Below are 25433 nucleotides of genomic sequence, written 5' to 3'. Positions count from 1 at the left end.
CCTATCCACATTTATTATTTAAGTTCTCCCTCCAACCTCTCCATTATTTTTTTATAATAATCTCTTTCATCAATAAAATGCATATTACCAATGGCTTCATAATCATTTAGCACTTTTAATACACTTTTATAATGAATATTACTATTTATGTTATCTGCTAATGCTCTTACTATTCTATCAAACTTGTTCCTATCATTTTTATATGTAGCTAACATCATTTCCAAATCATCAATTGACATGATATAGCATCTTCTATCCTCTACAAATATTTCCGGTATGGATGACATAATTATTTGAGTATTTGTCATATTTTCATATAATAAAAACACCTTAATCACTGGCTTTTGGCCCTCATATGCCTGTTCAGATGCTTTAAGTTGTTCATATGCTTCTCGTATGTTTCTATTATAAAACTTATCTATCCGCTGTACATCTGGCACTTGCTGTTTTGCTCCAATTCCCAGCAAACCAGATTTTAATTCAAACAAAAAATACGCATCATTCACCTCAATAAAATAATCTGCACTTTTTTTCTTTTGTTCCGGAATCTTATTCCACATTTCCCTGGACAAATATAGATTTGCTATTTCTTCAAAATAATCTTCAAACATTTCTCCAAAGGCATTTATAAACTTTAATCCCCAATTATTTTCCTGATAATAGTCTCTGACCAACCAATATAATCCGTCTGCCAGCAACATCTGAACCAAATAAAAACTTATTGCAATCGTTTCTCCTGTCTTTTTGGTAATAACAAATGGCTTACGGTAAAATATTTGCTTCTTTAATTGTGATTCCCTAACCTCACTATATGGAACAGAATAATATCCAATAACTTTTTGTAAATTTTCTCTTGTAAGAATGCTTGAATGTTTTTTTCGATATGTCTGCTCTGGAGCGCTTAATGGGTCAGGATGTTTGCTACACAGCCATAAAATTATTAATTCTGCTGTTAAAAATTCATCTACATTAAGCCCAAACAACTCTTTTGTTATTTTATTAATATCTACAATCTGTTTTCTATTGATATTTTCAGAACCAATCAGCATATGATAATTTCTATTAAAACTCTGATAAGTCCATGCCAGATTCTGATATTTAAATTGCTCATATGTCATACCCATAATAAATTTAAAAATGTCAGTTATTTCTGCTTTTTTAAAATGCCCACTTCCAGAATGCTCATTCTCGTACCCCCTATACATATTGACAATCGTGCCTACTTCATCTTTTTGAATTGTTTTCTTTCTATAGTCATTAGCATATAAAATAGATAAATATGCTAAACTTTGAACATCCCAAGCTGATAACATGACATCTACTTTCTTACGCATAAAACCATGTAAAATGGCATTTAATGGGTATGTCTTGGTGCAGTTTAAACCTTTTACTGGTGTCTCCACTTGATTATTAAATATGGAGATAGACTCTTCTGCAAAAAAATAAATAAAATCTCTGGTTGAATAGCCTTTAATATATGAAATGAGATCTTTCATTCTTCATCACCTTTTCTCCCCCTCTAAAGCTTTTATCTTTAGCATGATCAACCCTCTCCATTAATATTAATGAAGAGAACATTCTGCTTATAACAATTATACATAAAAATATAATAGACAATTAATTAACAATTCTATTATATCTTTTTAAAAACAAATATTAAAATTCTCTCTAAAATAAGAACTTCTTATTCCCCAATATTCTTTGGCAAGATTCATATATTGAATAGTGGCTTCTTCATCTCGAATATCTTTTTCACCATTTTTTATTAACTTCGTAGTAAAAGACTCATCTATAAAATATATTTCTCTACAATACTCAAAAACAGTACTAAACCTACATAAATATCTCATCAATTATTTTACATTTCTCTTTATCCTCATAAGAGGCCTGGTCATAAAAAATTGATAATAAATATACAAACTTATCAAATCTATCATATTTATCATTTCCCTTGACACCTTGCATATTTCCCGTAATAGGCATAAATGAAAAGTTATATAAGCAATGATGCATATTTGCGCATTCTGTTAAAAGATCATTTTCTTTATCACTCAGTAATTTTCTGTATAGTTCAATTTTTTTCGCGTTAAAATTAAAGTCGCAGTCCCCTGCCATTTTAAATTTAGGATATTCATTCCTCAATTCAGGACATTGACTTTTATTAATTTTAGCATACTAACGTTTAGGTTTTGAAGTTTCCTTATCTTGAATATCGATAAGATCCAAATATTCTCCAAATTTTTCTTTATAAATTACTTGGAACAATTTTTCCCAAGTATCCTTAGATGAATCAGTGTCGTGTTCTACATCAATTATTAACATCTCTTCTCCCCAATAAATTCAAATTTTAAAGCGCAGACCCACTAAATTTTATCCCTTATTATCTGTGTTGACTTAATTAGTTTTTCTTTGCTGTATTCTATTTCATAATCCCCATATCAAAAAACTTTTTATAAAGTGTGTTATAAATTCTTATCAATGTTATTTATACAATTCTCGCGTATCCTGTCAATGTTATACGAAGGTACGATTTTATAACCAACATTTTCTTTTTCTATTAACATCATATCTAAATAATTACTACCATCAATACCCTCTACATATACAAAAAACTTAACAAACATTAGCAAGATTTATCATATAATCAAAGCATGATTGGGTCTTGACAGAACTTCATTTTAATATTTCACATTCCCAAATCCTTTTCTTATTTTCCAATTGGTTCAACTCCCAATGCTCTCCAGGAAATTATTGCTTCAAAATAGCTGCAAACACTCGATTCGATAATTCAGTTACTGCAACTACTTACTGCTTTACGATATCTAGGCCCATGTAAATAGATTTCTTATTCAATTCTGCACATATGCCTTATTTCAAATCTATAAAATACTACTCATCGTTTTGTGCCGGGCTTAAAGCATTTGTAAACACTTCACTTGCAATTACTAATTCAGCACTATCATTCTTAATATCATAACCGAAAAACATTGCTATGGATTGTACAGCACGGAAATAGAGAAAAATACTAAGCACTATATTGAATTGTAATCCCCATAGCCAAATGCTCCAGTTGTTCCGCCTTCCACAAGCGCTGCAAAGGTATCCTGGCTCTTATAGGCATTGACTAATTTTGCTAAACTATAGATTCATCTGAAGTTCCTCTCTTTGAATAAAAGATAATATGATCTATTTCTATTTCGCAATTAAGTAATATCTTCCCGCAACATTGACAGGTATTTCTATCTCTAAAAGCACCCTAATAATTGTGGCGTGTGGAATATTTCTGTTTTTATTTCTTTCAATACTCGTTTCCGTTAATGGTTCACTTACAAAGTACGCCGGGCATAATTGTCCAAACTCTGTGCAGGAAGCCTTTTTTCGAATATTTCTTCGTTCTTCATCTGATGGTATATCATGTTCTTCACTCAATCCACCATAAAAACCACAACATCTTGTGGTTTAATTCTATTTTTTGCTTTCCACACCACAGCGTTGCATCAGAACCACGCTCTCCACATTTGTTGAGTGTACGATAATGATGACGGGAAAATATAGTTGGGCCTGGGCGGAAAATTTCTTTGTCTAATGGCCTACTATAACCTATCATTTTTATCCTGAGTTTTTACCTTCCATATACGACAAGCCGACTCTTTTAATCAGTCTCATCTCCATCAATTCCTTCATGCTTTTTTTCACAGCTCTGATAGAAATATTTAGTTCATCGGCCATCATTGCCTGCGATATCCTGGAATTATCCAATATCATATTAATAATTTTCTGTTTCATTAAATTTATATCTTAGATTGGTGCACTCAATGGCGTACTTTGGTAAATCATCGCATAAAACTTTCGTTTAGATTCCACATTTTTAGATCCTTATATCATCTCTACAAATTATATTGTCTAGTATTTTCTTCATACTATCGTAACTCTTCTTTGAAATATATGTATCATCTTGATTGGCTGCTAATAATTTTTCAACAGAATATTCTAAACCCAATTCTTTAAAAGTCCGAACACAATGTTCCGCTATACTTTTTTGAATAATTTCACCATATGTCCCTATCCAAACGTCAATAATATTTCTACTCATATTAAGCTCATGCCTTGATGCATTTAATTCAAACCTTGACCCTGCAGTCAAATTACAAATACTCCATCCTACACCTAAAGGCACTATAATCTGCGGATTGAATTCCATGAATATACCATCTTGATATAATTTTGAATTTTCAATCTGGAATCCTATTCCCTCATTATCGACTGGCATTACAGTATTTTCAAATAATTTATATGCATTGTAAACATTATTTGTTGAATTCAAATCTTCAATTTTTTTTGAATCGACATTATACGCAATTAAATATTCATTATTGTTAATAAAAATGACATCATAATTATTTAATGTATCATAATCATCATAATTTTCACTTTGCATTATATTTACTCTTTCATAATAGTACTCATCATTTTCCTCCTCATAAAGCATTCCAATCTCATAATCCGCATCTCCCAGTTCATTCAAGCTAATAATAGCTTCATCCTCAATATTCTCATAATCTCCTGATAACCTCAGTAAATTTTTTTCAATTCTCCCTTTATTATATATAAAACTACTAATAGTTTGCCATTCAATACCTAAATTAGAATCAAATATTTTAGTACGTATATAAAGAATTCCTCTACTATTAGTTTTTATTTTTTTATAAATCCGACTTATATTACTTACGCCAAAACTATTATCAATTTCTATATTTAAAAAGTCATAATTAGTAATATTATCAATTAGTGAGTTTAGTATTTCAAAATTAAAAATAGGATATTCATGTAGATACTCTTCAATTTCTTTTCTAGACATTAATATAGTATCATGCACTTTTTGTCTTCCGAAATCCTTCTCATTAATTATATTTTCGATTTTTTCTTTTACAATAGATTTATACGTAATCCCTGATAGCAGTGGTTTTAAATCATTAATATTATTATCTAAAATAGATGAAATTTTTGCAAGCAATAAATTATCCTGTACATAGTCAGATATATAAAGCATACGTATATCATTTAAATTTTTTACATTGTCAATTATATTACAAATACCTTCATACAAATCTAAATTAAATCTTGTACGCTCTCCAAATTTTGTTTTTTCATTTATAATATTAAAATTATCAAAATCTATTAATTCTAAGTTCACACTAGGATAAACAAATGTCTCCAAAACATATTTTTTTAATTCTTCAAAAGAGAATTTGTTTTTAATATTTAATTTTATTATCGTTCCTATCGTTTCACATTCCTTTGCCTTCTCTATAAAAGCCACTGTACTTTTCTCTTCTATTTCTGCCTTTATCTGAGCACTGTTATGAGCTTGTGTAATAATTTCAATTTTCAAAGCTTTTGTTAAGCATGCAACAAATCCTATCCCAAACTTAGCGATTGAAGGGAATTCAAATTCCTCTCTTTTTTTCTTATATTTGTATCCAGAGTCAGCAGCTTTAAATAAGTAGCTTCTTATTTCGCCTTCATTCATACCAATCCCGTGATCAATCACTATAAGTGTTGAAGTACTCTGTGCATATATTATATAGACTTTATCTGAGATTTTCCAAGCTTTCGGTGAAATAGATTCAATATTGAAATTTGTATCTGTATAGTATTTTAACAATGTAGCATCAATGGCATTTTGTATTAATTCCCTAATATAATCAAACTCATGCGTATATATTGAATTTGTTAAGATATCCCATAAAGCCCCCTTTTCATCTACTTGGAACCTAATCTCTTCTACAAGAAAATCAGCCCCGGGAGCAGGCTCTATATTTTTTATAACCTCTGGAAATTTATAATGTCCCATCTGTTTATTATTTCCTGAAAAATAATGAGTATTAGCATACATTATTTCATTATCTAAATACTTAAGCCATTCATCCCATATTTTATATCGTTCTCTATTTTCTGTTTTAATGATAATAATTATATTACTTGCATTATAATTATAAGTATTTATTTCCAAACTTCTTTTATGATGTTGACTTGAAACTGGATTTCTAAAATAAGAACTATTTAAATGCATATTAAATTCGTTAGTTCTTCCCTCTTCAATATCCATTAAATCACCTATACGCAACAAAATTGCTAGCAGCCCATATCTTAATGTCTGCCCTTGAATTAAATCCACTTTTCTAAACCTATCATCACTGTAAAGTTCAATAATGTCTCTTCCGTGTGCCTCACAAACAAATGAAACACATTCGCGTATTCTCCTATATTCTTGTATAGAATTTAAATATATGTCACAATATTGTTCAACTGGTTCTCTTGCATATAGATGGTGATTGTTTCTTTGTTCCTCTTTATTATCTACATCAGCCAATGTCATTCCCATATCATGAAAAAATGCAGACATGACAAAACAAAAAATTTCAATATCAGAGAATTCTGCTTTTATCTCCTCACTTAGAATTTTATATACATACTCTATAATTCTTAAAGAATGCTGCACTCCATGGTCAGTAAACTCTGAAAAGTTAACTTTAATATTTTCTAATATTGTTGCAACCTGTCCTTCCATTATTAATGAATAGCCCGCTAAGCTTTTGGCTATAGAGCTATCTTTTCGATCATCCAATAGTTTATACATATTACACTTTATTAAAGTTTTTTGAGTCAATTAAAACACCTCCATTTCAATCAATTACTATTTACGACACAATTCGACGCAAGTTTCCACATTTCCTGAGTGTGTAAAAATGATGCCAGGAAGGCGGAATTTTTCCTTGTTGGAAATCTCTAAGCAGCCAACAGCTTGTTGACCATTTTTCGCTTTCTGCGTCCTATCTATTTCCCTCCAACGCTTCGTACTCCTTCTTTAATTCCAGTAGCAGTTCTTCTTCGCTTGGCAAATATAGTTTATATTTAGAAGCAAATATCTGTGTTTCGTCTTCTGGAAGCGTATACTTTACTACAGACTCACTCTTGTCTGCACAAAGTACAATTCCTATCGGAGGGTTATCTCCTTCATTCATCAGTTCTCTCTCATAATAGTGCACATACATCTGCATCTGCCCTAAATCTTGATGGGTCAAATCTCCAATTTTTAAATCAATCAATACAAAACATTTCAAAATATAATTATAGAATACCAAATCAATTCTGAAATGGCGCCCATCAAACGTTATTCTTTTCTGCCTTGCAACAAAAGAAAAACCTCTCCCTAGTTCCAGCAAAAAATTCTGTAAATGAGTAATAAGTGCCTGCTCTAAATCGCTTTCAAAAAAATCATCATTAGGATTCAACCCTAAAAATTCAAGAACATACGGATCACGAATAATATCCTCTGGCTCTTTTGCTGGTTCCAATTGCCGAATCTCGTTTGCAACCACCTGCTTATGCTGGCTAGAAAGTAATCTTTCATAAAAGAATGAGTTAATTTGCCGTTCTAACTGTCGCGTACTCCAGTTTGATTTTATGGATTCATCTAGATAAAATTGACGTGCATTCTCATTTTCTACCCGCATCAACAAGCGATAATGAGTCCAACTTAATTCGCTACGCAGTGCGTAGCCATTCGAAAACGTCAAATAAAATTGTCGCATATTCTTTAAGTTTGCTACAGTAAATCCCTTTCCAAAATCTCTTGTCATTTGCTTCGATAATTCCTTTAACAGCCCAGCACCATATTCGGCCTTAACTTCTCCACCCTGTTGTTCAATGATACTCTTCCCTATATTCCAATATGCTTCTACCATAGCAAAGTTTGCCATCTGATATACTTTAACACGGGCATTTAACAAAATTTCTTTTATCTTTTCATAAAATTCTCGTTCCACTATTTATATACCTCCTGATAATTAAGTATATCACGGAAATAAACATAATTCATTATAATTTCTAAGCGTACAGTATTCAATTTCAAAATCCATTCTTTTATTTTCAATGCAGAAATGGCATAAAAATTAACATTATCTGCCCCTTACATTTTTTATAAAAATTGCCGCTTACTTTCTTCTTAATTATTATATAGGTTATAATCCAATATTCTTACTTTTCTTACCATCTTGAATTCTTACCTTTTTCGCGTCCCCCATAGCCATTTCATATGGATTTACAATAAAATAAGCAATTGTCTTTTCCTTTTTATAAATTCTTTTGAGCAAAAAGATGTACTTATCTATAACCATTTTTTTCGTTTCCTCTGTTACTTGAAAGGGGTGCATATCCCAACACCAGTCCCCATCGAGATAAACACTGTTCTGCAATTTTGTTTTGAGCAATTGGCAGACACCGGTTTTCCCGACACCATCGTCACTCCTATTAGATAGACATTCTTCATATTAATTTCCCTCATAAAAGATTTTTAATGCTTCTAATAAAGGTGATCTGTCAGTAATCTTAATCTTCTATTTACTTCATCAATTTTAAATTCAGAGTAACCCTGCATTATCCCCCATTCTACATTAGATTCATGTTCTTCATGAGCCGGATCAGAAATAACTTCCAAAAAGTTCTGGTATCCACTTTCCTTCCCCATCATCCTCAGGTGGTGTATTACCTGCCCCTTCCAAGCATCTGAAATAGTTATAAGAATAATCAGAAACAATACTCTCCAGATAATGCTTCCAATTATATACGAAGTCATAGGTATAAGTTATTTCCTTATAGTCAGGAAAGATGTCATATAATCTACAATTTATTTCCATAATACATCTCTTAAATATTGAGCTAAAGTTCTTAATACTTTAATTACCAGCCATACATACTATTCCTTTTGCTCTTCATCAAATCCTTCTCATCATCAAACCGCGAATGCTCCCGCGGTCCTAGATATTCATCCTCTCTCGCAACAATCGGATCATACCAATCAGCCTTCTTTTTCGCCCATTCAATCCATTCCAGATTTTCAGCCGTCAAATCATTTTTATTCATTACTGCTGATATGTAATTTCGGATCTCACACGCAATTTGATAATCCTTGGCAATGTTCTCCAAGGCCTGTGTCTTCTCCATTTCTAATTTCCTTCTCTGCTTCTGCTCTTCCTCACGCTGCTTTGCCTCCAGATAGAGCCTATGCTGTTCTTCCCGTTTCTCCCGCTCAATTCTGTGTGCCTCTGAACATTCATATAACTGTTGCAATATATCCTTCAGTCTGTCTTCCAATTTTACTTCAGCACCGTCTCTTATATAGGAACTATCATCAAACACAATACGCAACTTGCCATTATATACATTATCATATTTCTTTATTCTTGGTTCCCTTACATCTCGACCAAATTTCTTGGCCTCTTTATATTCCAACAATTCCTTGGCTTCCTGCTTGGTAATTTCATGTGGAATTTTGTCCTGGGCCTCTGCAAATTTTACATGTACCATATTCTGTCTTATTTTCATAGACAGATCATCCTGAACCACTCCACCTAATTTTTCAACAGCCTTAAATAATGCATCCAATATTTGAATAACCCGGTTTAATCCATCATCTGAAACATCATTTATAAAATGTGGCGGCTCCACTGATCTACCTTGATTATAATAATGCCTATTTCTAATGGGAAAACTATATTGCTTCTGGAAATCCTTATATTCCTTTATTGCTTTTTTATAAGTCACCAGATGCTTATGCAAATGTGCATTTTGTTTGATTTCCAAGCTGGTTATTAATTCAGTAAACTGTGTTCGCTCTTCCTCTGGTAAAAAAGGCAATACCATATCAGGTATCTCAATTGATTCTGCTACAGGCAATATATCTACTTTTTCAACTTGAAGTTGCTCTTCTCTTACTTCAGCTTTTTGGGACTGTTCAGGTCTTTCCTTTCGTTTTCTGGGAACTGTTGCATCCGCAAGTATCAGTTGTACCGCCTCATCGCCGGAACCAGATAACGGTACCACTTCTCCTGACACATCTTTTCCAAAGGATAATCTTGTCCAATATCCAGAAGAAGGATATGGGATATTAGCCTGCTTTAGGCTATTTATCAATTTGCCATAATGTAAATTATACTTCTTCGTAACTCCAGACGCCGATAGTTTCCAGATCTCATCATAAAGCTGCTGCCTTGTCAAAACAATTATATGCCTACTTTTCATGCCAACTCCTTCTCCCTTCATACTTTTTCTCTTCATCTTTATACTGTGATAGCGAAAATGCATATTCGAACAATTCTAATTCTTCTACTCTGCGTTTTCGCTTAATATAAAAAGCAGATCTTGCTTCATTTCTTCAAATTTTTCTATAATTGTAGTCAGATTATTTTCAATATTCACAACCTGGACTTCGTTAATCTTTCCATAATTATAAGCAATTAATCTTTCAGGAATAATGTGATATGACCAACTTTCAGAATAACGCCTATCCCGTTCTTCATTATGTATTGCAAAGCCTATTGGCAAAAGACTGTTTCTCATGCCAATGCTGACTGCCATCGGAGTAATTCCCAAATAATCTCCTGCAATTCTACATGTTATTTTTGACATACTGCGTATCTCATCATCAGTATACTTTGCCATATTTCTATTTCCTCCTGTCGTAGTTAATAGCACTAATCACATTATATCATAATATTTATCTGGGAAATAATGGTTTTTGTTATTTTACAGGATTATATACTATTTCCATATCTATTTTTCCATAACATTATTCGTAATTATACACTGACAGATACAATAAAGACGTGAACATAACTGCTCACGTCTTAAATATCTATTATCTATTATCTATTTTCGACTTAATTCGACACAAACTTCGCAATTCGCCGTCGAAGGAAACATATCCACACAACAAACCTTCTCCACCCGATACCCTCTCTCTTGAAGTACAACCAAATCCCTAGCCAAGCTAGTCGGCTTACAAGAAACATAAACCATCCTGTCCACGCCAAAATCAATAATCTTCCCCAACGCCTTAGGATGAATCCCATCTCTCGGCGGATCCAAAATAATTAAATCCGGCTTATCTTTCAACTCATCAATAATCTTAAGTACATCCCCGTCAATAAATTCACAATTATCAAGACCATTCAGCTTTGCATTCTCTCTAGCCGCTTCCACCGCCTCTTTAACGATTTCCACACCAACCACCTTTTGAGCGACCGGAGCAATGATCTGAGAAATCGTACCGGTTCCGCTATATAAATCAAAGACCACCTTATCCTTGGTCTCTCCCACATATCCTCTGACCGTTTCATACAAAACTTCCGCTCCAAGGGAATTGGTCTGGAAAAAAGAAAACGGGGAAATTTTGAACTTCAGCCCTAAAAGCTCCTCATAAAAATAATCCTGTCCATATAAAATATCTGTCCTGTCACTCTTAACCACATCTGCCAGACTATCATTTAAAATATGGAGAATACCCACAATCTTCCCATTTAAAGAAAGCCCCAGCAACAGATCCGTAAGTGGCTTCAAATCCACCTCTTCCTGCGTTGTAGTAACCAGGGCCACTAAAATCTCACCGGTCTTAACAGCCCGGCGCACCAAAAGATGACGCAGGTATCCCGTATGCTGCATCTTCTTATAAAAACCGGTCCCCAATTGTTCGAAATACTCCTTTACTGCCTTCAGGATGTCACAAAAATCCGGATTGACAATCTTACATTCCGTAGTAGTCACCACGTCATAAAAACTTCCCCTCTTATGCATTCCCAAAGCAAGAGGGCCATCCTTATATTCATCACCAAAGGAAAATTCCATCTTATTCCGGTATTCCGCTTCTACAGGACTTGGCAGAATCCCTTCAAATTCATAATCCTCACAGACTCCGTCAATAAGGGCCTTAACCTGCTGCTCTTTGATCTTAAGCTGCTCCCCATAGGGAATTGTCTGATAAACGCAGCCACCGCAGCTTCCGAAATGAGGACATGGATTCTCTGCTGATTCCAGGCTTGAATGCTCCAATACCTCAAGAATCCGCCCCTCACAGCGCCCTCCTCTTTTTTTGTTTATCATAACCCGGACCTTCTGGCCGGGAAGTGCATGCTTTACCGTAATTTTCCCCTCCGGAAGTTCAATGATTCCCTTATCAGGAAAATCAAATCTTCCAATCGTACCTTCGTATATCTCACCCTTTTTCACTATGCGTGCTCCTCTTCTATCTTTATTTCTGCAGGCGGCCCGCCAGATGCAGGAATTTTTCCATTCCCGCATCTGGCAAATGCTGCAAGCTATATGACTTTTTCCAATTCCAATCGAGCAAAAAAGCGTGTCTCACTATCTGAGGCACGCTCTCTCTTTATAATGCCGATCCTACTCTTCAGAACCTTCGCCCGGTTTATCATCTTCAAAGAAGTCATCGTCGAAATCATCATCAAAATCGTCTTCGAAATCTTCTAAATAGTCCGGTGTGAAGAAACGGTATACGGTATAGGCAATTCCTGCCACCGCCGCCACTGCACCTATGATAGCCAGTATCCAGAGGATACAGTTTTTCTTCTTTTCTTCCTGTTCCCTTCTATGAAGCAATTCATTTACTCTGCTTGAGCTCATAAGATCTTCCAGCTTACTCATGGCTTCTTTACTCATTGCATCAAATCTGTTCATAACTCCACGTCCTTTCTGAGAGCCTTGCTATTTTATGCCCATTGTTCAGGGCAGAACCCACCACACGTTATTGGGTGTAAAGGGATGCCTGTAAGGCATTTCCTTCATATCTTCCGGCTAAGTTTTAGTCTCTCTGCCTGTCGCAGTTATTATACCATTATATTGATTCTTTTACTATCATTTTTGCTTTTTTTTAATAAATTATGTATTTTTAGATCAAACTCGTACAAGTTTCAGCTTGGCAAAGGAAGCAAACATTTTTTTGATGCCGGCCTGATCAAACTGGACTGTGACTTCAAAATCCCTTCCGCCGTCCTTGATTTCCAACACCTCGCCTTCCCCAAACTTCACATGGCTGACCCGGTCCCCTTCTTTATAATTTAAAGAAGCTGATTTTTCTACGGTAAATGCCTTGCCAAAGCCAGGGGTTGATATGGGCGTTGCGGTTTTTGATGCATATGAGTTGTTTCCAGGTCCAAAACTGCTGACACTCGCCGTCCGGCCGGATGACTTCGTTTTTCCCCATGGGAGACCGCTGTCATCGTAATCCGTACGAGAGGCAGACAGTCTTGGTTCCAGCTTTTTTGAATCCAAAAGCACATCAGGAATTTCATCTATGAATCGACTGACCTTGGAATATCTGGTTTCTCCATTGACCATACGCTGTCTCGCCGCCGTCATCATCAGGAAATTCTGAGCTCTGGTAATTCCCACATAGCAAAGCCGGCGTTCTTCTTCCACATCTTCCTTATCATCTGAGGAAATGGACATCATGCTTGGGAACAGCCCGTCTTCCATGCCGCTTAAATACACTCTTGGAAACTCAAGTCCCTTGGCGCTGTGAAGAGTCATAAGTGTTACTCTGTTTTCCGAGTCATCCATCCGGTCCACATCAGCTACCAGGGCTACCTCTTCCAGAAACTCACTTAAGTTGGGATGCTCATGCTCCCCTTCAAAGCTGACCGCCTTATTGATCAACTCTTCTATATTTTCCAGACGTGTCTGGTACTCGATTTCACCTTCAGCCTCTAATTCCTTCTGATATCCGGTTTCATCAAGGACATCTTCGATCAGTTCATGGATCGAATACGTTTCTTCTTCAAGCCTTCCACGGAAATCCTCGATCTGTACCGTAAATTTAAGAACCTTCTCCGCCGTTTTACCAAGTCCCGGCACAGCCTTTGCACGGCAAAAAGCATCATAAATGGAAAATCCATGTTCAGAAGCAAAAGCCTGCACTTTTCCCAGACTGGTCGCTCCAATCCCCCTCTTGGGCACATTGATGATTCTTAAAGAGGCTAAATCATCCTGTGCGTTGGCAATGGTCTTTAAATAGGACAGGATATCCTTAATCTCTTTTCTCTGATAGAAATTTACGCCTCCCACCATACGGTACGGAACATTATGTTGAAGGCATTTTTCTTCTATCAGACGGGACTGGGCATTGGTCCTGTAAAGGACAGCACAGTCCTGGTAGTCAGAAGCGCTGTTTAAAATATCCCGGACAATGGCATCTGCCTCTTCCGAAGCGTTATCAAACTGCTTAAACTGTACCAGAGGACCTTCCTCATTGGCGGTCCACAAAGTTTTATCCTTTCGCCCCCGGTTATGGCGGATCACCTCATTGGCTGCATTTAAAATGCTCTGACTGGACCGGTAGTTCTGTTCCAGCTTAATCACCTTTGCTCCCGGATAAGCCTTTTCAAAGTTTAGGATATTTTCAATGTTAGCGCCGCGGAATTTATAGATGGACTGGTCGTCATCTCCAACAACACAGAGATTTCTGTATTTTCCAGCCAGCAGGCTTATGAGCTTAAACTGGGCCGTATTGGTATCCTGATACTCATCCACCATAATGTATTTAAAACGTTCCTGATAATAATCCAGGATTTCCGGATTGTTCTGGAACAGCTGCACGGTTTTCATGATTAAATCATCAAAGTCCAGGGCATTGTTCTTTTTTAGCTGGCTCTGATATTCTTTATAAATCTGCGCCACTTTTTTCTGCCTGAAATCACCGCCGGCATTCAGTTCAAATTCCTGGGCCGTCACAAGATCGTTCTTTGCCGTGGAAATAAATCCAAGCATCGCTCGGTCCTTATATATCTTGGGATCCATATCAAGACCCTTTAGCACATGGCGCATCAGAGTTTTCTGGTCATCGGAATCATATATGGTGAAATTCGTCGTATAACCAAGGCTTTCAATGTGCCGCCTGAGAATGCGCACACAGGATGAATGAAAGGTGGATACCCAGATGCTGTCCGCACCAAAGCCCACCAGACGGTCTACACGCTCCCGCATCTCACCTGCCGCTTTATTGGTAAAAGTGATGGCCAGGATATTCCATGGATTGATGCTTTTCTCTTCTATTAAATAGGCAATGCGGTGTGTAAGAACCCTGGTCTTACCGGACCCGGCTCCTGCCAGCACAAGAAGCGGTCCGTCCGTTTGGAGTACCGCTTCCTTTTGCATTGGATTCAATGTATCATAAATGCTCATAAATTATACCGTACTTTCCTTTCCTCTTTCATGCCCATCATTTCAGGGCATAAAGGTATGCCTGTAAGGTGTTCCCACTTTACTGCCCTTCTTTCAAGGGCATAAAGGTATGCCTGCAAGGTGTTTCTCTTTCATTCTCACTCTTCAATCTCTAAATACTTTTTCAGCTTCCCCATATGTTCTTCCGCCAGACGCCGCCCATCCCCGTATAGGGCCTCCAGCTTTCGCTTATCTTTTTCAGTTCTCTGAACTGTAACATGCTTATCCGGACGGATGACATAGATTCTTCCCTCTTCTTCCAGCCGGTCAATCTCCTCCTGCATCCGGTTATACCGGTCCGGGACCTCATTTAACACCTTCATAAGCTCAGGCAGAGGGGCGAAATAGCGTTCATACCCTTTTTTCGTCCACTTGTCAAGCTGAGGTTTCCGATATCCGTGCTCCCTGGTGAGAATCACAACGATCTTATCATATCCCAGATCAATGGCTCTCTGATATGCAATGGACATGGAGCAGCCTCCATCCAGATACTTTTTTCCTTTTATCGGGATCATGCTGGATAAAATAGGAAGACTGCTGGAAGCCTTTACAGCGCTGATAAAATCATCGCAGGAACTCTTTTCAAAATATTCCGGCTTACCTGTCTTACAGCGGGTGGCAACCACCTCAAAGGTCTGCTGGGACTTCTCAAAAGTATCATAATCAAAGGGAACCAGTGTATCGCACAATTCCCCAAACAGGAAATCAAAATTAAAAATGGAGCGGTTTTTTACCATATTCCGAAAGCTTAAAAACCGTTTATCATTGACGTAATCCAAATCCACTTTAATGGTACGGCCGATCTGTTTGCTTACATAGCTCATGCCGCACATAGAACCGGCTGATACTCCGTTCACATAGGACATCTCAATTCCCTGTTCCATAAATACATCCAAAACCCCGGCCGTAAATACGCCCCTTAGGGAACCCCCTTCTAAAACCAATGCTCCTTCTGTCATCTTATATCACCTCGCCTTCTATTCTATTGCATTTCGACCGTCCGGTCAATCCTTTTTCCAAACCATGGTATTTTTGAAAGATCATTGCCTAAATCCGCACGCCCACTTTGTGGTATATTAGCCCCTAATTCAGCTGGTACAGAAACTGCAACACCTTCAATTGGAACAAATCCCCCACAAAGTATGCGCACATCTTGCAATAAGCAGTTTCCAGATACGCCCTAGGAAAACTGGCTCTGGTAGAGTTTGTAGTAGGCGCCTTTTAGTTCCATGAGTTCCTCATGGCTTCCGGCCTCCATGATATTTCCCTGGTCAATAACAAATATACGGTCAGCCTTGCGGATCGTAGAAAGGCGGTGGGCAATGACAAAGGAGGTCCTGCCCCGCAGAAGTGCATCGATTCCCTGCTGTACCAAAAGCTCAGTATGGGTGTCAATGCTGGAAGTAGCCTCATCAAGGATCAAAATCCCAGGCATTGAAACCATGGTTCTTGCAAACGCCAGAAGCTGCCTCTGTCCGATAGAAAGGCCTGCCCCTCTCTCGCTGATTACCGTATCATATCCGTTTTCCAGCTTCATGATAAATTCATGGGCATTGACTGCTTTGGCCGCCTCTGTCACCTCGGTATCAGACGCATCCAGACGTCCGTATTTGATATTATCCCGTATGGTTCCGGAGAACAGGAAATTATCCTGGGTCATGATTCCCATCTGACTCCTTAAGCTATTTAAGGTCACTTCTTTTATTTCGTGTCCGTCAACAAAAATCTTTCCGCCAGTTGTTTCGTAAAAACGGCTGATCAGATTTACAATTGTGGTCTTTCCTGCGCCTGTTGGCCCTACTAACGCAATGGTTTCTCCAGGCTTAACGGAAAAATTAACGTCATCAAGAATCAGCCGGTCCGGCTCATCTCCATAAGCAAAGGATACGTGCTCAAAGACCACCTCACCCTTAACTTCCGGTAAGATCTCTGCTCCCTCCTGATCAGTAATTTCCGCTTCCGTATCAATGATATCAAAAATACGTTCTGCTGCGGAAATATTGGTGGTCAGTTTATTATAAAAGTTAGCCAGATTCCGGATCGGGCTCCAGAACATAGCGATATAGGTTGAAAACGCAAGAAATGTACCGATTCCGATATTCTCCACTCCAACAATCCGGATTCCTATAAAATACAGCAGGAAACCGCCCAGTCCCCAGGTTACTTCAACCAGAGGGCCGAAGCCATCCGCTACAATAACCGCATCCATGAAGGATTTATAATGCTGGTTAACCAGGTCATGAAATACCTCTTTTGTCTCTGGTTCTGCCGCAAAGCTCTGTATGATCCGGATCCCGGATAAATCTTCATGTACATAAGCATTTAAATTTGATGTTTTTTTACGGTAGATCTGCCATCTTCTATGAACCGTGGTCTCAATCAGAAACATGCCAACAGCCAATATAGGAAGCGTCAGCAGTGCCGCCATCGCCAAGCGGTAATTCTTTATCAGCATGATGACAGCCACACAGACGACCGTAATCAGATCCGGTATCAGCTGAGTCACACTGTCTGATAACACATCCTTTAAAGCATTCACATCTCCAATAATTCTTGCAAGTATCTTTCCCGTTGGCCGGCTGTCAAAAAAGCCAAAACCAAGGGTCTGAATATGTTGATAAAGCTCTTCCCTGATATTCAAAAGCACACGGTTTGATACGTCCGCCATAAGGCGCATACGCATCTTGGTGCCTGCAAGGAATAAAAGGAACAGCACGATTGCACCAGATCCCAGCCATAAAAGGCCTGTCATATCCTTTTTAGCCACACAGGAATTGATGGCATATTCCATCATAAGGGGTGCTGACATACTGATGGCTATGGTTCCAGCCATGATAAAAAGAACGATGACGATCTCCTTTTTAAAATCCAGGAGATATCGGTACAGGCGAAGCAGGGTATCCTTTTTAAAAACTTCCTTCTGATCTTCATCTATTCTGCTTGAATTGACTGCCATTTCATCTCCTCCTCTCCATACTGTACCTGATAGGTTTTATAATACTGTCCACGCATTTCCATAAGCTCCTCATGGGTTCCCCGTTCCACGATCCGTCCTTCATCTAAGATCAGGATCTCATCGGCACGGCGCACTGCTGAAATGCGGTGGGCGATAATGATTTTCGAACTGTCCTTTAATTCCGTAAGATGGGCCTCGATCTCTTTCTCTGTCTCCATATCAAGAGCTGAGGTGGAATCATCAAGGATTAACAGAGGCGTTTCTTTTGCAATGGCTCTGGCTATGCTGATCCTCTGCTTCTGTCCCCCGGAAAGCCCGACTCCCCGCTCCCCGATTACCGTATCATATTGCTCGGAAAGCTTCTGAATAAAGCCGTGGGCTCCTGCAGAAATGGAAGCTTGCTGCACGCTTTCCCATTCCGTTGCATCCTTATTTCCAGTCTTAATATTTTCCGTAATACTGTCCGAAAAGAGGAATACATCCTGCATGACCACCGATACCTGGCCTCTTAAAAATGCTAAAGGAAGATCCTTTACATTGATCCCGTCTAAAAGGATTTCTCCCTTTGTTACGTCATAGAAACGTTCGATCAAATTGACAATGGAACTTTTTCCGGAACCGGTGACTCCCATGATGCCAAGGGTTTTTCCCTTTGTTAAGGTAAAATCAATGTCGCTTAAAATACTCTTTCCATCCAGTTCAAAGTCTACATGCTGAAAGGCCAGTTCTCCCTGGATCGTCTCCGGCAGGACCGGGTTCTCTGGATTGCGGATGACCGGCTGCTCCTCCATGATCTTTTTGATCTTTTTGTTGGAGGCCACCGCTGCTGCAATATCATTACTGAGCCAGCCCACCATTTCCATTGGCCAGATAATGTTATTGGCATACTCGGAAAATGCCCCCAGATCTCCAATGGTCATCTTATCGTTAATGACCAAAATACCGCCTACAACAATTACTGCCATTAAAAGAACCTTAGACAAAAAGGAGATGTTAGGCTGGTAGCGGACGATCAGTTTGGCCTGCTTCATGTTTAAATCGTAATACCGCTTATTGTGCTTCCTGAATTTCTCGATCTCGTAACCTTCTCTGGCAAAGGCTTTAACGGTACGGACCCCGGCCAGATTCTCCTGTGCAACCGTATTTAATTCGGCAGTCTGCTCACTGATCTTATCGTAAACCTCTCCCAAACCGTTTTCCATTTTAACCGCATACCAGGCGATCAGAGGGAGAATTACCAGCGGAATCAGAGTAAGACTGGGACTTAGACGGTACATACAGACAATAACAATGACCGTGTGAATGGAACATTCTAACACCAGCATTCCCACAAATCCGAAAGCGTTCCAGATTCGTTCCGCATCATCCTTGATTCTGGCCATCAATTCTCCTGTATTATGGCTGTCAAAATACCCCATGGACAGGGTCTGGATGTGGTCAAATAAATCCTTCCTCAAATTGCATCCGATCCCGGATGCGGCATAGTCAAATATAAATTCCTTTGTGTACTGAAGTACCGCTCTTCCAAGTCCAATTCCCACAAGCCCTAAAAGCAGCCTCATGAGAATCTGCATCTCTCCCCCCACAATCACATCGTCAATAATATGCTTTGTGATCTGGGGAGCCGTTGCATCCAAAAGGATGCTGACGACCATAGCCACAATCGCCAAAACATACAGAAAACTGTACTTCTTTCCATACTTCCATAGATTTTTCATACTTTTCCTCCTTTATTTACTGCAAGCATGAATGGGTTTTCAGCCCTTATATGTAAAAAAAAACCGAAAAAAACTGCATAGTGCGGTCTTTTTCGGTAAATTACAAAAAAATAGCCGCAGTCAATTCAGACTGCGGTTAAAACTCATTGAAGCAGCTCCTGATTAGAGCCGTCACTCATCCCTTGACGTCGATCATCACGAGATTCTATCTTCACTGAGGCAGACTGAATTAATATAAAATAATTTTTCTATTCTATTCATTCCATTTGCATAATAGTTGCGTTTCATAGTATCTGCCTCCTTTTCTTAGAATTATTGGTATTTATTGTACAATTACTAGAATACTGCCAATTTTTTATTTTGTCAAGCAATATATCACTTTTCTTTTTCTATTACATTTTTTCGATTCGGTCAATCCTTTTTCCATGCAAAAAAGCGGCTTAGGAACTGTGCCCACCAAAGCCGCTTTCTGCCTTCTTTCTATTTATTTAACCGGATAAAAACCTGAAGGAGATTCACTTAAATTAATCATGATATTCTTTGTCTGGGTGTAGTGCTCCAGAATGACCTTATGTGTCTCACGGCCGATTCCCGAAGTCTTGTATCCTCCGAAAGGAGCTCCCTCAGGAATGGAATTATAGGTATTAACCCACATACGTCCGGTCTCCACCGCCCTGGCAACCCGTATTGCCCTATTGATGTCCCTGGTCCATACTGCTCCGCCCAGTCCGTACTGACTGTCATTGGCCATGGCCACAACCTCATCCTCTGTCTTAAACTTAATAATACATGCCACAGGTCCGAAGATCTCTTCCTTCGCTACCCTCATGTCGTTTGTCACATTGCCAAGGAGTGTAGGCCTTAAAAATGCTCCGTTTTCCAGTCCATCCTCCAGAATCTGCTCTCCGCCACAAAGTACAGCAGCACCTTCCGATTTTCCTATCTCTATGTAGCTTAAAATCTCCTTCATATGCCCTTTGCTGATCTGGCTTCCCATCTGGGTATTTTCATCCCACGGAAGGCCGACCTTTACTTGGTTAAACCGTTTAACCGCTTCTTCCACAAACTTGTCGTAAATGCTTTCCTGCACAAAGACCCTGGAACCCGCACAGCACACCTGGCCCTGGTTAAAGAGAATGCCCAGTTGTAAGCCATCCATGGCCATCTCCCAATTACAGTCCTCAAAGAAAATATTAGCTGATTTACCTCCCAGCTCCAAAGTAGCCGGAATCAGCTTTTCCGCTGCTGCAAGGGCCACGTTCTTTCCTACCTCCGTTGAGCCGGTAAATGCCAGCTTCCGGAAACCTTCATGTTCCAAAATATACTGCCCGGACTTGGAACCTGCTCCGGTAATAACATTAAACACCCCTGCCGGGATCACATCCTGGATCAGCCTTGCCAGTTCCAGAACGCTGAGAGAAGTGGTGCTGGAGGTCTTAAAGACTGAACAGCAGCCGCTTGCCAGTACCGGTGCCAGCTTCCAGGCTGCCATCAGGAAAGGAAAATTCCAGGGAACGATTTGCCCAACCACGCCGATAGGCTCTTTGAGGATCAGACTCAGGGTATTTTCTCCCAGCATATTGGCACTGCCCTCTTCCGCAAGAATGCAGCCTGCAAAATAACGGAAATGCTGAGCTGCAAGAGGAATATCGACCGCCATTGTTTCCCTTATGGGTTTCCCGTTGTCCAGGGTTTCCACCATGGCAAGATGTTCCCTATTTTCATCTATGATATCCGCAATCTTATTCAGAATGGCAGCTCTCTGGTTTACCGGTACATGCTTCCAGGTCTCAAAAGCCTTCCATGCTTCCCGGACCGCCTCATCAACGTCTTCCTTTGTTGCCTCTGCGCACTCAGTCAGCACCCTACCATCGGCCGGACAGATACTTGGAAATGTTTTTCCATCGGAAGCATCCTTCCACTGTCCGCCTATGAATAACTGATATTTCTTTTGAAGCTCTACGTTCTGCATAATTTTATCTCCTCTCTTTTATTTTCTTTGGTTCAGATATCTTTATTTATGTATCCATTATACCCCTGCAATTTAATCTGTCAATTTAAATATATTTTTAACATTATTGATATTTAATTATCTTTTAATGTTTATTTTTTTAACATTATAAATTATTTCACCATATTAAATAAATTCTTTCAGAAACCTATCTCTTAAACAGGATTCAATTTATCAATGCTATTGAATTTCTTCTATCCCAATTCGAGTTGATTTTATTAATAGTATGATATTTTTTTCACTTCTTTTTCAGCATAAGATTTTTAGGGTATTCTCATTAAATAAAAAACCGCAGTTCTTCCTGACTGCGGTCAAAAACTTATTGAAGCAGCTCCTGATTAGAGCCGTCACCCACCCCATGATACCGCTTCTTCGTCCGGAAAAATTCCTTCCACTTGCAGCAGTCATTCAGATGAAGCATAACATGGCGGGTAGGCGGCATCAGTAAAATCCCTGCCACATCCTTTTTACCCCAAAAATCCAAAAGCCAAACAGAATCTTCCTGTTTTGTCACTCCGCCTTCTGAAAGGATTTTATCAAGACCTGATGACGGAACTCTCGTTCTCATATCAGCTGATGATAAATTTTTAACTATATTCCTGGTTCTGATTCCGACCTCGTTCCTGTAATGAAGAAGCTCTGCAACATTGATTTTTCGGCTTAGGTCCATGATCTCGTCGTCTGACAGGGAATTGCCGGTGTCAGTGATTGGAGAGTTCATTCTTTGTTTCCACCCGTCATCAAAGAGCTGGTTCCCGCCTCCCGCCAGGATCCCCATGGTCAGATCTTCGATCCTGGCAATATGCCATAAAACCCATGCTATGGTTTCATCCTTATCGGTTGGCATGATGGCGTACTCATCTGCTTTTAGATCTCCAAAAAGTCTGTCCACTTCGTTTTCTTCCCCTTCTGACATTTCTGAAAGGTGAAGTTCCCTGTGCAGGTCTAAAAAGAGAAATTTTGCTCGCTCGATTTCATCTTCCTTACGGATTATTTTATTTAAAGCTTTATGCACATCGCTTAAACTTTCTCCAAAGTATTTCATATGTGCTCCACCTGTATTCCCCTCTTTATTTACCGGGGAATTCTATAGAAAGTTCACTCTCCCAGCAATTCCCTTTGTTTCTTCTTCGTCAGCCCGGTTAATACAAGACGGTATGATTTTTCCAGTAAATCTTTCAACAAATCATCAGGAACCTTTCCATCTGCTTTTATGGAATTCCAGTGAACCTTATTCATGTAATAGCCGGGGATGATATCCTCATACTGCAGCCTTAAAAACTGCCCTTCTACCGGTTCCAGTTTTAATGTGATCAAAGAGTCCCTGCCCTGGTCATCCTTGCACACCGCCGCAAACATCTTATCACCAAGAAGATACCTGGTCCAATTCCATTCCTCCTTAAAATCACTTGATACACCTTTCATTGATTTCAAGTATTCATCAATCCACTGATACCTCATATATTTCCTCCGAATCATTTTTATTACTTTTTATTGGGCCTTCTTTTTATCTTTAACAGCTGCATCATATCATCAAAAAGCGATTGATCCTTTATCATAAACATGATCCATTTTCCATCGTGGTAGGTCGTTGAATCATCGTATACCTTCTGGACCTCCGGGGAATAGTTCTGCCTTTCCCGTTCAAAGGTTTCCCGTTCCGCTTGTCCCAGAATTACCATGAATCCAAAGCAGTCCTCTTTGGCATACAATGCACAAAGGGTTTTCCCGCCTCTGCGGTATTTGTACTCGTACTTCCACCTTTTGCCGCCGCTGTTCCACTGGCGTTCCATATCATACTTCTCTTCGATTCTTTCACAAAGGTCTTTCCATGCTTCTAATAAAGTCTCCCCTATCAGGGAAGTCATTTCTTCTTGTGATGGTATCTTTTCCAGCATAATATCCCCTCACTCAATAGGTTTTACGTGCATAGGTTACCGGTGCATCCTTTCGCTTTGACGTTTTCTTCACGGTCAGCCCACTGTCTTGAAAACGTTTGCATACAACCTTCATATTTTGGCATTATACCATCCCAAATATGACAACAGTATGTCATTGTTGAGGAACAACCGCAAAGAAAATCAGGTCAACCCCGCTGTCATTGATCATGCTGTGAGCATAGCCTTTGGGACAATAGTGACACAGTCCTGCCTGTATGGCTTCTTCTCCGCCGTCAAACAGCATTTTAGAAAATATATGATTTCACTGCTTGTATCGTGGGTATGCATTCCTATGGATGCGCCCGGCTCCAGCTTTCCATAGAGAATCTTATTGTTCTTATCTACAAGCATTTTTGCCTTAAATTCTTTTTCTCCGCCGTTAAAACGGGGAAGTATGGTTTCCTCTATCTCGTCAAAATTAATAATCATGATCATCCAGCCCTTCTTAATCTTAATTATCCAGTATCTGCGGCTTTTCTACCCGGCCATTAAGAAAACAGAGAAGAATCCTATCCATCAATACCGGCATGATCTCAGGATACGTCAGGGAATCAGGCATCTCATCCAATAGCCGTATCTTTTCTATCTCAAACCCCGTCGGCATTTCTCCAAGTTCTTTGACTTCACTATAAAACAGCATTCCAAAAGATTCCTTTGAGCTCTCCTCGCTCTCATCAAGATTCCGAACCGAATATCCACTGACCGTCTTCAGGATATATTCTGTTGCTCCCGTCTCCTCATAAAGTTCCCGGTTGGCAGTCGTTACGATATCTTCCCCCTTTTCCCGGTGTCCTCCAGGGATTTCAAGGGTGTCCCGGTCCTTGTGCTTACAGAATATCCATTTATTCTGATACCGTGAAGCAATGACTGCATACTCCAGTAAATGATCTTCAACAGAATCATAAAATGTTACTTTTATCATCAGATCCCCTCCTGTCTGATATCAACTTACCATGTATGAAAAGGAAAAACAATCTATTTTTTTAATAATTTAGGACTATAAAAACAAAAAAGCAGCAGGCAATCATGGATTTGAAATAAAACCTTTTTTGTCCGCTGCTTACTGCAATCAATCTTTTTTCGTATATCTTATGACCTGTCTATCCTATCATACCAGTCAATGCATTTATTTGATCATCCCGGGAGTATACCCAGCTTTTCTCACTATCTCTTTCAGCTCCTCCTCTGGCATCTGATCTTTCATATGTATGACTGCCAGTTTTTTCTTCAAATCCACGGAAGCATATAATCCTTCCCGGCTATTAAACTCATTCTCCACTCTCTTTTTGCAATTGCCGCAGGTCATTCCTTCTACCTCCAGGGTTCGCGTATAGGGATAATGGGAAATATTTTTATCAGCAGCTTTAATTTTCTTCACTTCGCTGCCGCCGCTTCCGCAGCAACCATATTTCGTCCTATTTATGGTGCTCCTTAATCCAAAGTAGCAAAGTACAATTAAAATTGCACAAATAATTGCAGTAGACATCCTGTATCCTCCTCTGTCCTTTTAATTCAGTTTATACACGAATGCATCATTGAGATATACCTTCCTATCCGGTTGATGCCTGGTAAAGCGTGGTATGCGGCTCATGAACTCAAGATTGTAAGATTATTTCTTTCAGCAACCCATTCCAGCCACCCCAGCCATTCCAATCCTATTATAATACAATATCATGAAAAAAGGACACGATTACCTGATTGTTTTTATCAACAACTTAATTTTTTCTCTCACAAAA

General features: G+C 38.8%; 22 protein-coding genes. All 22 read right to left on the bottom strand.

All coding sequences use genetic code 11. The annotated features are described in order from the left end of the window. Positions 1-14: 14 nt before the first annotated feature. The 22 genes from BMX69_RS05615 to BMX69_RS05510 all read right to left on the bottom strand — a co-directional run bounded on the left by BMX69_RS05615 (position 15) and on the right by BMX69_RS05510 (position 25183). The gene (locus BMX69_RS05615; RefSeq protein ID WP_242941367.1) at positions 15-1496 is read right to left on the bottom strand and encodes a hypothetical protein; all 1482 of its coding nucleotides are present in this window, start codon (positions 1494-1496) and stop codon (positions 15-17) included. A 679-nt stretch (positions 1497-2175) separates the two neighbouring features. Next, positions 2176-2322 carry a hypothetical protein gene (locus tag BMX69_RS24045; RefSeq protein WP_157724391.1) on the bottom strand — a complete coding sequence of 49 codons (147 nt, stop codon included), beginning with the start codon at positions 2320-2322 and terminating at the stop codon, positions 2176-2178. An 870-nt stretch (positions 2323-3192) separates the two neighbouring features. Continuing rightward, positions 3193-3429 carry a hypothetical protein gene (locus tag BMX69_RS24380; RefSeq protein ID WP_147297053.1) on the bottom strand — a complete coding sequence of 79 codons (237 nt, stop codon included), beginning with the start codon at positions 3427-3429 and terminating at the stop codon, positions 3193-3195. Positions 3430-3609: 180 nt separating this feature from the next. Then, positions 3610-3786: a winged helix-turn-helix domain-containing protein gene (locus BMX69_RS25215; RefSeq protein WP_100041790.1), complete on the bottom strand. Its 177-nt coding sequence runs from the start codon at positions 3784-3786 to the stop codon at positions 3610-3612. Positions 3787-3868: 82 nt separating this feature from the next. After that, positions 3869-6571: an HD domain-containing protein gene (locus tag BMX69_RS05600; RefSeq protein WP_166433179.1), complete on the bottom strand. Its 2703-nt coding sequence runs from the start codon at positions 6569-6571 to the stop codon at positions 3869-3871. A gap of 262 nt (positions 6572-6833) precedes the next feature. Beyond that, the gene (locus BMX69_RS05595; RefSeq protein WP_100041788.1) at positions 6834-7829 is read right to left on the bottom strand and encodes a PDDEXK nuclease domain-containing protein; all 996 of its coding nucleotides are present in this window, start codon (positions 7827-7829) and stop codon (positions 6834-6836) included. A gap of 654 nt (positions 7830-8483) precedes the next feature. Beyond that, positions 8484-8699 (bottom strand): IS1096 element passenger TnpR family protein, encoded by a 216-nt coding sequence (locus tag BMX69_RS25210; RefSeq protein ID WP_100041787.1) that lies wholly within the window; start codon positions 8697-8699, stop codon positions 8484-8486. Between the two features lie 43 nt (positions 8700-8742). Continuing rightward, positions 8743-10104, bottom strand: a complete 1362-nt coding sequence (locus BMX69_RS05580; protein WP_242941366.1) for a hypothetical protein — start codon at positions 10102-10104, stop codon at positions 8743-8745. 63 nt (positions 10105-10167) lie between these two features. Beyond that, a complete protein-coding gene (locus BMX69_RS05575) occupies positions 10168-10503 on the bottom strand; it encodes a hypothetical protein (RefSeq protein WP_054791833.1) in 336 nt (111 codons plus the stop codon). 207 nt (positions 10504-10710) lie between these two features. After that, positions 10711-12066: a 23S rRNA (uracil(1939)-C(5))-methyltransferase RlmD gene (gene rlmD, locus BMX69_RS05570; RefSeq protein WP_100043779.1), complete on the bottom strand. Its 1356-nt coding sequence runs from the start codon at positions 12064-12066 to the stop codon at positions 10711-10713. A 171-nt stretch (positions 12067-12237) separates the two neighbouring features. Further along, complete coding sequence (locus tag BMX69_RS05565) at positions 12238-12531, bottom strand: hypothetical protein (protein ID WP_054791834.1); 294 nt, start codon at positions 12529-12531, stop codon at positions 12238-12240. Positions 12532-12747: 216 nt separating this feature from the next. Beyond that, positions 12748-15033 carry a DNA helicase PcrA gene (pcrA, locus tag BMX69_RS05560; protein ID WP_100041786.1) on the bottom strand — a complete coding sequence of 762 codons (2286 nt, stop codon included), beginning with the start codon at positions 15031-15033 and terminating at the stop codon, positions 12748-12750. Positions 15034-15170: 137 nt separating this feature from the next. After that, positions 15171-16031: a patatin-like phospholipase family protein gene (locus BMX69_RS05555; RefSeq protein WP_100041785.1), complete on the bottom strand. Its 861-nt coding sequence runs from the start codon at positions 16029-16031 to the stop codon at positions 15171-15173. A 221-nt stretch (positions 16032-16252) separates the two neighbouring features. Then, on the bottom strand, positions 16253-18028 hold the full coding sequence (locus tag BMX69_RS05550) for an ABC transporter ATP-binding protein (protein WP_100041784.1): 1776 nt from the start codon (positions 18026-18028) through the stop codon (positions 16253-16255). Continuing rightward, positions 18004-19746, bottom strand: coding sequence for an ABC transporter ATP-binding protein (locus BMX69_RS05545; RefSeq protein ID WP_100041783.1), 1743 nt, complete (start codon positions 19744-19746; stop codon positions 18004-18006). Before BMX69_RS05545 ends, BMX69_RS05550 begins: the two co-directional genes overlap by 25 nt. Positions 19747-20230: 484 nt before the next feature. Next, positions 20231-21718, bottom strand: coding sequence for an aldehyde dehydrogenase family protein (locus tag BMX69_RS05540; protein WP_100041782.1), 1488 nt, complete (start codon positions 21716-21718; stop codon positions 20231-20233). A 358-nt stretch (positions 21719-22076) separates the two neighbouring features. Next, the gene (locus BMX69_RS05535) at positions 22077-22802 is read right to left on the bottom strand and encodes a DinB family protein (RefSeq protein WP_054791835.1); all 726 of its coding nucleotides are present in this window, start codon (positions 22800-22802) and stop codon (positions 22077-22079) included. Between the two features lie 53 nt (positions 22803-22855). Further along, positions 22856-23218 carry an MmcQ/YjbR family DNA-binding protein gene (locus tag BMX69_RS05530; RefSeq protein ID WP_054791836.1) on the bottom strand — a complete coding sequence of 121 codons (363 nt, stop codon included), beginning with the start codon at positions 23216-23218 and terminating at the stop codon, positions 22856-22858. Positions 23219-23241: 23 nt separating this feature from the next. Further along, positions 23242-23655 (bottom strand): DUF3788 domain-containing protein, encoded by a 414-nt coding sequence (locus BMX69_RS05525; RefSeq protein ID WP_054791837.1) that lies wholly within the window; start codon positions 23653-23655, stop codon positions 23242-23244. A 207-nt stretch (positions 23656-23862) separates the two neighbouring features. After that, the gene (locus BMX69_RS05520) at positions 23863-24132 is read right to left on the bottom strand and encodes a cupin domain-containing protein (RefSeq protein ID WP_330387635.1); all 270 of its coding nucleotides are present in this window, start codon (positions 24130-24132) and stop codon (positions 23863-23865) included. 16 nt (positions 24133-24148) lie between these two features. Continuing rightward, entirely contained in the window at positions 24149-24619 is a 471-nt protein-coding gene (locus BMX69_RS05515; RefSeq protein ID WP_054791838.1) for an NUDIX hydrolase, read from the bottom strand. Positions 24620-24823: 204 nt separating this feature from the next. Beyond that, complete coding sequence (locus BMX69_RS05510) at positions 24824-25183, bottom strand: heavy-metal-associated domain-containing protein (RefSeq protein ID WP_054791839.1); 360 nt, start codon at positions 25181-25183, stop codon at positions 24824-24826. Positions 25184-25433 lie beyond the last annotated feature (250 nt).

The sequence above is a fragment of the Lacrimispora sphenoides JCM 1415 genome (assembly GCF_900105615.1).
Lineage (GTDB): Bacteria > Bacillota > Clostridia > Lachnospirales > Lachnospiraceae > Lacrimispora > Lacrimispora sphenoides.
The sequence above is the reverse complement of the archived record's forward strand: the minus strand, read 5'-3'. Positions and strand labels throughout refer to the sequence as shown.